The sequence below is a fragment of the Microbispora bryophytorum genome (assembly GCF_006874465.1).
GTDB classification, from domain to species: domain Bacteria; phylum Actinomycetota; class Actinomycetes; order Streptosporangiales; family Streptosporangiaceae; genus Microbispora; species Microbispora bryophytorum.
The window spans coordinates 1-376 of sequence record NZ_VIRL01000129.1 but is presented as its reverse complement, the minus strand read 5'-3'; the positions used below and the strand labels follow the sequence as shown (position 1 = coordinate 376).

Annotated in this window: 1 protein-coding gene; it reads left to right on the top strand. The window is 63.6% G+C overall.

Going from position 1 to position 376, the window contains the following annotated elements; genetic code table 11:
- Positions 1 to 376 (top strand): AAA family ATPase (locus tag FLX07_RS36170; protein WP_142576463.1); only part of this gene is annotated, 376 nt, incomplete at both ends.

The following is a 376-nucleotide window of genomic DNA, read 5'->3' as shown; positions in this document are numbered from 1 at the left end:
TTCGCCGGCCCGTCGGGTGTGGGGAAGACCGAGCTGTCCAAGGCGCTGGCGGAGTTCCTGTTCGGCGACGAAGACGCGCTGATCATGCTGGACATGTCGGAGTTCATGGAGAAGCACACCGTCTCGCGGCTGTTCGGCTCTCCGCCCGGTTACGTCGGGTATGAAGAGGGCGGTCAGCTGACCGAGAAGGTGCGGCGCAAGCCGTTCTCCGTGGTCCTGTTCGACGAGATCGAGAAGGCCCACCCCGACATCTTCAACTCGCTGCTGCAGATCCTGGAGGACGGTCGGCTGACCGACGCCCAGGGCCGGGTGGTGGACTTCAAGAACACCGTCATCATCATGACGACCAACCTCGGCACCCGGGACATCTCCAAGG